The 7,673-nt window shown below is 68.8% G+C and carries 6 protein-coding genes and 2 pseudogenes; 3 read left to right on the top strand and 5 right to left on the bottom strand.

Going from position 1 to position 7,673, the window contains the following annotated elements; genetic code table 11:
- Positions 1-168 precede the first annotated feature (168 nt).
- Positions 169-1,234, bottom strand: a pseudogene (locus Vgi01_RS25905) (IS110 family RNA-guided transposase); the annotation flags it as partial.
- Between the two features lie 400 nt (positions 1,235-1,634).
- Between Vgi01_RS25905 and Vgi01_RS25900 the strand changes: the two are divergent.
- Positions 1,635-1,825: pseudogene (locus Vgi01_RS25900) on the top strand (transposase family protein); the annotation flags it as partial.
- 1,197 nt (positions 1,826-3,022) lie between these two features.
- Here the strand turns inward: Vgi01_RS25900 and Vgi01_RS31525 are convergent.
- The 4 genes from Vgi01_RS31525 to Vgi01_RS25880 form a co-directional block, all read right to left on the bottom strand.
- Positions 3,023-3,661: a lantibiotic dehydratase gene (locus tag Vgi01_RS31525; RefSeq protein ID WP_373307039.1), complete on the bottom strand. Its 639-nt coding sequence runs from the start codon at positions 3,659-3,661 to the stop codon at positions 3,023-3,025.
- A 118-nt stretch (positions 3,662-3,779) separates the two neighbouring features.
- On the bottom strand, positions 3,780-3,938 hold the full coding sequence (locus Vgi01_RS25890) for an FxLD family lanthipeptide (protein WP_204292814.1): 159 nt from the start codon (positions 3,936-3,938) through the stop codon (positions 3,780-3,782).
- Between the two features lie 133 nt (positions 3,939-4,071).
- Positions 4,072-4,401 (bottom strand): hypothetical protein, encoded by a 330-nt coding sequence (locus Vgi01_RS25885; RefSeq protein ID WP_204292813.1) that lies wholly within the window; start codon positions 4,399-4,401, stop codon positions 4,072-4,074.
- On the bottom strand, positions 4,398-4,679 hold the full coding sequence (locus Vgi01_RS25880) for a hypothetical protein (protein ID WP_204292812.1): 282 nt from the start codon (positions 4,677-4,679) through the stop codon (positions 4,398-4,400). The genes Vgi01_RS25885 and Vgi01_RS25880 overlap by 4 nt, the downstream gene beginning before the upstream one ends.
- Positions 4,680-5,219: 540 nt before the next feature.
- Between Vgi01_RS25880 and Vgi01_RS25875 the strand changes: the two genes are divergently transcribed.
- On the top strand, positions 5,220-6,593 hold the full coding sequence (locus Vgi01_RS25875; RefSeq protein ID WP_204292811.1) for an NsdA family TPR-like regulatory protein: 1,374 nt from the start codon (positions 5,220-5,222) through the stop codon (positions 6,591-6,593).
- Positions 6,593-7,570, top strand: coding sequence for a phosphotransferase (locus tag Vgi01_RS25870; RefSeq protein WP_204292810.1), 978 nt, complete (start codon positions 6,593-6,595; stop codon positions 7,568-7,570). The genes Vgi01_RS25875 and Vgi01_RS25870 overlap by 1 nt, the downstream gene beginning before the upstream one ends.
- Positions 7,571-7,673 lie beyond the last annotated feature (103 nt).

Raw genomic sequence — 7,673 nt, 5'->3', positions numbered from 1 at the left:
GGGGGGGGGGGGGGGGGGGGGGGGGGGGGGGGGGGGGGGGGGGGGGGGGGGGGCACCCGCAGCTCCGCGAAGTCGTCGCTGCTCTGCCTGACGTCGATACCCGGTGCAGGGTCGTCCCTCAACTCGAAGGCGGCTCGCAGATCGACGTTCCAGTGAGATGCTTCTATGGCTGTCAAGTGGTGCTGGTGGCTGGGTGGGCGCTGTTCAGGGTCCGGAAGAGTTGCCGGCTGATGTAGCGCTTGAGGCTGCGCATGATCTCGCGTTTGGTGCGTCCTTCGCGTGTGCGGCGGGTCACGTAGTCGCGGGTGCGGGGGTCGTGGCCCATGCGGACCAGCGCGACGGTGTAGAGCGCTCGGTTGAGGCGTCGGTCGCCGCCGCGGTTGAGCCGGTAGCGGGTGGTGTTGCCTGATGAGGCCGGTAGTGGTGACGCGCCGGCCAGGGCTGCGAACGCGGCTTCGGAGCGGACGCGGCCAGGGTGGGACCAGGCCAGTAGGACGGTGGTGGCGACGACGGCGCCGACGCCTGGCAGGGCGAGCAGTTGTGGTGCTTGGGCGGTGACAGTTTCGTGTAGCGCGGTGTGGTTGGCGGCGAGTTCTGCGTCGAGGGCACGGATGCGACGCGCTAACCGGGTCGCCTCGGCGCGGCAGACGGCCACGGTGGCGTTGTCGTTGCGGGTGCGCCAGGCCGCGATGGCGGCGATCGTCGTGGTAGTCAGGGCGCGGCGGGCGTCGATGCCGAGGTCGACGGTGCGTAGCAGCGCGGTCAGCGCGTTGACCGCGCGGGTGCGTTCGCCGTTCATCTGTTCGCGAGCCGCTGTCAGGACGCGCAGGGCTGTGCGATCGCCGCCGGCCCGTGGCCAGCACAATTCGTCGATGTCGAGGCTGCGAGCTGCTTGGGCCATCGCGACGGCGTCCACGACGTCGCTCTTGCCACGGCGACGCCGGGTGGTGGCCGCGACGTCGGGGGCCTCGGCGACGGTTAAGCCGGCTGCAGTTAGCTGCTCGGTGAAGGTGGCGCCGTAGGAACCGGCGCCGTCGATGACGATCAGCGTCGGCGCCTGGTGGGTGTGGCGTTGGATCCAGTCGACGGCACGGCGCAGCCCTGACGGGCTGGTCGGGAACTGAGCCTGCTGCCCGAGTGCGCCGGTGCCAGCGGTGATCAAAGCGAGCGTGTGGGAGGCGGCGTGGGTGTCCACGCCGATGACGAAGTCGTACTGGTCTGCGACAATGGCCATTGCGGCGTACTGCCTTCCCGGGAGACGTCGTGACGGCGTCGGCCCGGGAGATGTGTGCTCTCGAGGCAGGACTGTGATGAGCCACGATCCGCTGCAACGGACCGGGCAAGCTTCTGATCAAGCCACCGAGAGGGGCAGGGCCGGCGCCCGACCACGGGCCGGATGGGCAGATCTCACTGAGAGCACCCTGTGGGGCCACCATTTTCATGAGCCACACCCAGCCGCGATCATGACGCCGACCCTGCCAGCCAGCCCCAGGCCAGCCAACACCTACCTTCACAGCCTTTTTCATCGTGATGGTCCTGGTCACGGTGGGTGCGGCGTGGCGTGTGTCGACATAGGACGAGGCTCCCGGTAGGACAGCAGTCGACCAAGAGAGGTGCCCCTCCCGGGAGCCTCGTTGCTGTCTCACTCTGCCTTGATCCCGTTGTCCATTCGATCGTTGAACATGTCGCTGGCCTGATCCATACCCCTCGTTACCAGCGACGATCCCGGTGGCGCAGCCTCGACCCCGGCCGCCAAGCCCTGCTCGTGCTGGCTCATCTACGCAACGGCGACACCCTCGCCCGTCTGGCCGCCGAATTCGAGATCGTTCGGCAGGTTTCCTCATCCTTTGCCCTGAAGGGGGATGTCCCCGACCCGCCGCGGCTGGCGAGGATCGCACGGTGGTTGTCTTTCTCACCGAGTTGGACCCCCGTGCGCGGATCAAGGGGTCGCGGGACGGGCTCGGGGCGCGGCCGGTGTGGTCGGCGATGGGCCGACCGCTGATCGGTAACCTGACCACCGTCACCAGGGATCTCGCCGGGTTCATCACGTTGCTGGTCGGGCTCCGGCTGGCGGAGTTGGGTCCTGCTCAGGATGATGCCGGGCGGCAGGCCGCGTTCCTGGTGTGGGAGCAGATGGCCGGGTACGTCCGGCACGAGGTCCACAACCACCGGGGCTTCTTCGGGCGGCAGCGGGTGGCGGCCCGCGCCGCAGGCGCCAGCGGCACTGGCGGCAAGGTAGCGCTCTCGGCCGCGCCGGATCGGCAGATCCTGAGCAACCAGAAGACCGACGGGCTGCTCGGCAACTACATCGCCCCGGCGCGGGCCTCGGCCCTGGTCGCTCCCGGCGCACCGGCGCGGCTTACCCCCGAGGCCGCGGCCTTCGTGGACGCCACCTACCTTCCCCGTGTCGCCATGGCATGGGGTCGCGCGGCCAAGGACCTGACGAAGGCCCTCGCCGCGGATACGGTCTCCTTCAACCTCCGGCCCAACAGCCGACGGGACGCCGTGGCGGCGGTGTTCGGCACGCCGCTCACCGACAACGAACGGGACTTCTACCGCCGTCACCTCGCCGACGGCGGCCCGCACGACCAGACGGAAAGCCGGCAACGCCGGCTCGCCACCCTCATCAGACTTCGCCGCCGTCAGGACGGGCAGTTGTTCGGGGCGTACGTGGCTCAGCTCATCGCCGATGCCGAGCGACACGGGTGGCCCGACCTGGCGGAGCGGTTGCACCGCGTGGCGGTCTGCGAATCGGTGTTGGCCCCGGCGACCGTGCTGTTCAGCCACCTGCTGAGCCGGCACGACGCGCATCTCGACGAGGTGGTGACGGACCTGCGCAGTCAATGGGGTGAGCGGCTCGGCTCGGTCCGGCCCGAGGGGGCGGTGCTGCTGCCGGAGCAGCAGTGGCGGGACATCGCCGCCGCGTTGGTAGAGGGCGACTACCCGGCTCTGGTCCGGGTGCTGGCGCAGCGCAACGCGACCGTCATGCGGGAACGTAGGGGCGGGATGCCCTGGCTCGAGGTCACCGGCCAGGACCGGTTGCGGGTCCGCTTCCGAGAAGAGCCAACCGACCTCCCGGACGCCGACGAGGTCCGGGACCTGTGGTGGTACCCCTACTTTCCTCCACCGCTCCCAGCTGCCCGTCGGGTCCGGGTTGCTGCTGGTAGGGGACGATCAGCCGGTCGTCGCGAACCATCATCGTGCTGTTCGCGACCACCGGTAGGCGGGACAGCAGGTCCGGGCAGCCTTCGAGATGGGCGATCACGTCGGTGAGCCAGGCGGCGCCGGCCCGGGCGACGGCCCGATGGGACGAGCTCCAACGGGTGGGTGCTCGGGATCCGAATACGGCGGGTGCCACGCCGGCGAGGAGCCCGAATGGCGTGGGGCGGCCCAACATGCGCTGGGCGTACCGGGCGGTGGCGAGGACCGTTCGCCGCGCCTCGCGTACGGAACAGGGTTCACCCGCGCAGAGCCTGCCGACCTGCTGCGCGAGCACCGGGCTGGAAAGGGCGACTGCCTCGGCCACGGCCCCGATGGCCCAGACCTGCCGCAGCCAGGTGACCCAGGACGGCACGAGGTCGGAGCGGGGTTCGGTCAGATCTGGCCACGGGGGCAGCTTGATCCCCGGATGGGCGACGGCCCGGACAAGCGCCGTGTCCATCGACCGATAGGCGGGGGAATCCCCGGAACGGCTCACGTGATCACCTCAGCGAGACAGGGGGGTACCGGCCGGCGCCGGCGCTTGCCACGGCGCCGGCCGGCCTTGCGGAGCCCGTAGATCAGGCGACGTTGGTGGTGCAGGCGGTGCAGGTGCTGCCACAGCCGTCGTCGGTCAGGTTGACCAGACCAGCGACGTCCGCCACCTCCAGCAGGCTGACGTCGAGATCGAACTCGTCGTCGCTGCCCGTCGCGTTCAACTCGAGAGTTCCGTTTGCCATGGGGGCCTCCTTCTCAGAGTTCCGCGGGCCGTCCTGGCCCGCGGCGAAGCTCGGCGTCCGCCGCTCTGGGGCGGCCGCCGCTACCGCCGACTCAGGCGGAGATCGAGGTATCGATGGCTCGGCGGGCTGCCCGCTACCGCATGCGGAGGACCACCGTGTCGTCGCAGGCGGAGGTGGTTGCCGGTTGCACCAGCCGAAGGGGCGCGGGTCGACGATTGCGAGCGGATGCTCGGCCAGCTGAGGGAGCCGCCCTCGGGTAGGTGGCGATGACCCGCGCGGCCCAGGAGTGGTACTCGCAGGGGAAAGGCTTGAGCTGGCGAAAGTAGACGTGGCAGCCCAGGCAGAAGCCGTCGTCGTCCCGATGGATGTCCAGGACCACGCGCGCGGTCGCGAGGAAGTCGCTGTCCGGGTGGGCCTGCGGAGCCTGGGCGTACTGGCTTTCGTTCATGCCGGCGGCCTTCATGGCAAGGTCTCCTTCTCGGAGTCGCTGACCTTGCCATCGATCCAGACCAGCTCGGCGTCGTAGATGAGTTCGCAATGGGTCGCTCTGCTGCAGACAGCGACCGCCTCACCGTCGATCCCGACGGAGACGGCGGATCCGTTGGGCAGCTCGATACCCCAGGCAATCACTGCTGGGCTGTCATCGCCGTCGGCGTACCTGGCGAGGGCGAACCGGCGCGGAACGGCCAGGTGTTGTCCGATCATGAGCTGCTCCCGTAGCGGGGCGGTGCGCAGCGCCATTGAACTGTTCGGCGTAGGGGCGGACGCTGGCGGGACTGTCCGCGATGGCGTGCCGGCGACTTCCGGCACCGGCACGCCACCACGGCACCGGCGGTCCGGCTCGGGAAAGCGCGGGGGACGACGATCCCGAGTGACACGGACCTCCGGCAAGCGCGGGCGGGAGCGCTACCGACGTCTCGGGTCAACGCCAGCTCCAGCCGCGCATTGGTCCGAGGCGAGCGGGCCTCCTGCACAGCACCCACCCCGAACCCGTTCAGGCCAGCCTGTTGGCGGCCGTCGCCACCCTCTACGAGAGTCAGCCTCGGAGCTTGCTCAGCTTCGGCCGCCGAACCCTGTTGCAGGACCCGGAGGCGGTGATGGCTTCTGACTGGCATGCCAACGACCTTGGCCGATGCCGTTACCGCCAGCTAGCCAGCGGTGAGCGCCCCACGGTGGGTCTCTCACCGTGAGATGGCGGGCCGAAAGCCCTGCGGCAGGGCGGACATCCTGCACGTGGCCGACTACTCTGCGCAGTATCCGCGGTCGGAGGGAGTGGCATCCATGCAGCGGATCGTCAGGCCGCAGTGGTGGCACGACGGCGTTTACCGGGGCGTTGCCGTGCGCGTACACCTTGCTCGCCACGACATCGGAGCGGTTTTCGGCTTTCTTAAGGAACGCGGCTTCAGCTGGTCGGCGATCGCGACCGCAACCGGGCTGGGCGCGAGCCGGGTCTCGGAAATCGCTTCCGGTCGTCGCATCGTCACCGACTATGCGGTGCTGGAGCGAATCGCGGAAGGGCTGAACATCCCGCGCCACTACATGGGGCTCGCCCTTGACGAACAGGCTAGCCACCACCGACAGGGCTCGCCGTCCGACCAGGCCAGATCCCTCGCGCCGATCGACCACCGAGAGCTGCTCGGCGTCGTCGCAAGCATCGCGGTCGGTGCAATACCCGCCGACGTGCAGCGGTGGCTGCCCAGCTCCCAGGAGATCGCCGTCCCGGCCATCGTCGGTCCGGACGAGGTGGCCACCGTTCGTGCTGTGACCGCCTTCCACCGGCGTCTCGACGCAGCTGCCGGAGGCGGCCGGTGCCTGCAATCCGCACGCGGATACGTGGCGTGGGCGACACAGCTCCTACAGATGAAATGCGCCGACGCGGTTGCTGCCGACCTGCGGGCTGCCCTCGCTGAACTGCACAACCTCGTCGGCTGGGTCGCGCACGATCTCGACGACCACGACATGGCCCGCCGGCATCTCACCCAGAGCCTCGTCCTGGCGCGGCAGACCAACTCGCTACCGCTGCTGGCAAACACGCTTTATCGCCTCGGGCGGGTCAGCCTGCACCAGGAACAGCCCGCCGACGCACTGCAACTGTTCGGTCTTGGGCAACTCGCGGCGCAGCAAGCCGGCTGTCACGCGAGCGTCGCCATCCTGCACGCCAACACCGCCTGGGCATACGCGCTCCTCGGTGCCGACATCCAGGTCGTCGACAGCTTGACCCGCGCGCAAGGCGAGCTCGATCAGGCAGACCCGAACACCGCGCCGACCTGGACCCACTTCGCGCTGACCGAGGCAGACGTGCACGGAATTTCCGCCGTCGTCTACTCGGCCCTCGCTCGCCATCCGGAGCATGTGCGCTACGTCGACCGCGCCGCCGAGTACTCGCACCAAGCGGTGCGGCTACGCCGGCCTGAAGATCGTCGGTCCTTCATCTTCGACACGATCTCCGTCGCAACGGCGAGTATCCTGGCCGATGATCTCGCTACCGCTGGCGAGTACGGGATGAAAGCGGTGGGGCTGATGGCGGACGGGATGCGATCGGCGCGCGCCAACGATCGTCTGAACGCTCTATGGGAGCTCGCCGCCCCCCAGGCCGAGCGGGAGCCGGTGCTCGCTGCCCTCGGCAGCCGGATCGCGGAGCTACAGGCGGTCTGATGACCACCGCACTCAGCGATGCTGTCGCTTTAGAACTTCGGAGCCACCTAAACGACATCTGCGCCCAGATCGGCATCGACCCGGATGGCGCCAGCCTCGTTAAGTACACGATGAACGCCGTGTTCGTGGCGCCGCCATTCGTGATCAGACTGGCTGCCGGTCCCCACGCTGCGATGCTCGCCCGCCGGGTGGTGTCGGTCGCGGCGTGCCTTGAGGAGGCCAGCATGCCGGTCGTGCGGCTCGCCTCGGATGTCGCGTCTCAGCCGATCTTTAGTGGGGACTGGGTCGCCACGGTATGGCAATACGTACCAACTGTCAGCGACGAGCCCAAGCCGATCGACCTGGCCGCGCCGCTACGCGCCCTCCACAGCCTTGACCGGCTCGATGTAGCGCTGCCGCACTGGTCGCCTATCGAGAAGTTTCGTCGGCGTCTCGACGCTGCCGCAGTGCTACCGCCCGAGGAAGCCGTTGAACTGGAGCAGTGGTCGAGAACGGAGATGGGGATCGGGGCGGCCGACCTCCTGCAGGATCTCCGTGTGCGCTGCGACGAGGCGGAGGAGGATCTCGATCGGGTGGTGTGGCGGTTGCCATGGGGTGTCATTCACGGGGACGCACACACCGGGAACATTCTCCTCCCGGCAGCAGGTCATTTTGCGGTTGCCCGCTCGGAGCCGCTGCTCTGCGACTTGGACGGGTTGTGCATCGGACCGCGGGAGTGGGATCTCGTACCGACCGCCCATGGGGCTACCCGGTTCGGTCGCTCACCTGCCGACTACCAGGAATTCGTCGGTGCCTACGGAATCGACATCACGGAGTGGACGGGCTGGCCGGTCTTGCGCCGGGTTCGAGAGCTCCAGCTGGTCACTAGTACCATCGACACCCTTGCTGGCCGCCCAGATGTAGCCCGTGAACTCGCGCACCGACTTCGATCGCTTCTCTTCGATGATCTCCAGGTCACATGGCGTCGCTACCGGTAGTGCCTGTATACCTCGCCACCGGGAAGGGACTCCGTCTTCGGCGTTGCCAGCAAGACGGGCCCGTGCGCCTGCAGCGGCTCCGGAAGCACCAGCTGCTCATCAG

The organism is Micromonospora gifhornensis, assembly GCF_016863515.1.
GTDB lineage: Bacteria > Actinomycetota > Actinomycetes > Mycobacteriales > Micromonosporaceae > Micromonospora > Micromonospora gifhornensis.
This window is presented reverse-complemented; position numbering and strand designations above follow the sequence as displayed.

Coding starts and splice junctions, on each gene's coding strand:
- Vgi01_RS31525 (WP_373307039.1), bottom strand. CDS start 3,661: ATGGACACGGCGCTTGTCCGGGCCGTCGCCCATCCGGGGATCAAGCTG.
- Vgi01_RS25890 (WP_204292814.1), bottom strand. CDS start 3,938: ATGGCAAACGGAACTCTCGAGTTGAACGCGACGGGCAGCGACGACGAG.
- Vgi01_RS25885 (WP_204292813.1), bottom strand. CDS start 4,401: ATGAAGGCCGCCGGCATGAACGAAAGCCAGTACGCCCAGGCTCCGCAG.
- Vgi01_RS25880 (WP_204292812.1), bottom strand. CDS start 4,679: ATGGCGCTGCGCACCGCCCCGCTACGGGAGCAGCTCATGATCGGACAA.
- Vgi01_RS25875 (WP_204292811.1), top strand. CDS start 5,220: ATGCAGCGGATCGTCAGGCCGCAGTGGTGGCACGACGGCGTTTACCGG.
- Vgi01_RS25870 (WP_204292810.1), top strand. CDS start 6,593: ATGACCACCGCACTCAGCGATGCTGTCGCTTTAGAACTTCGGAGCCAC.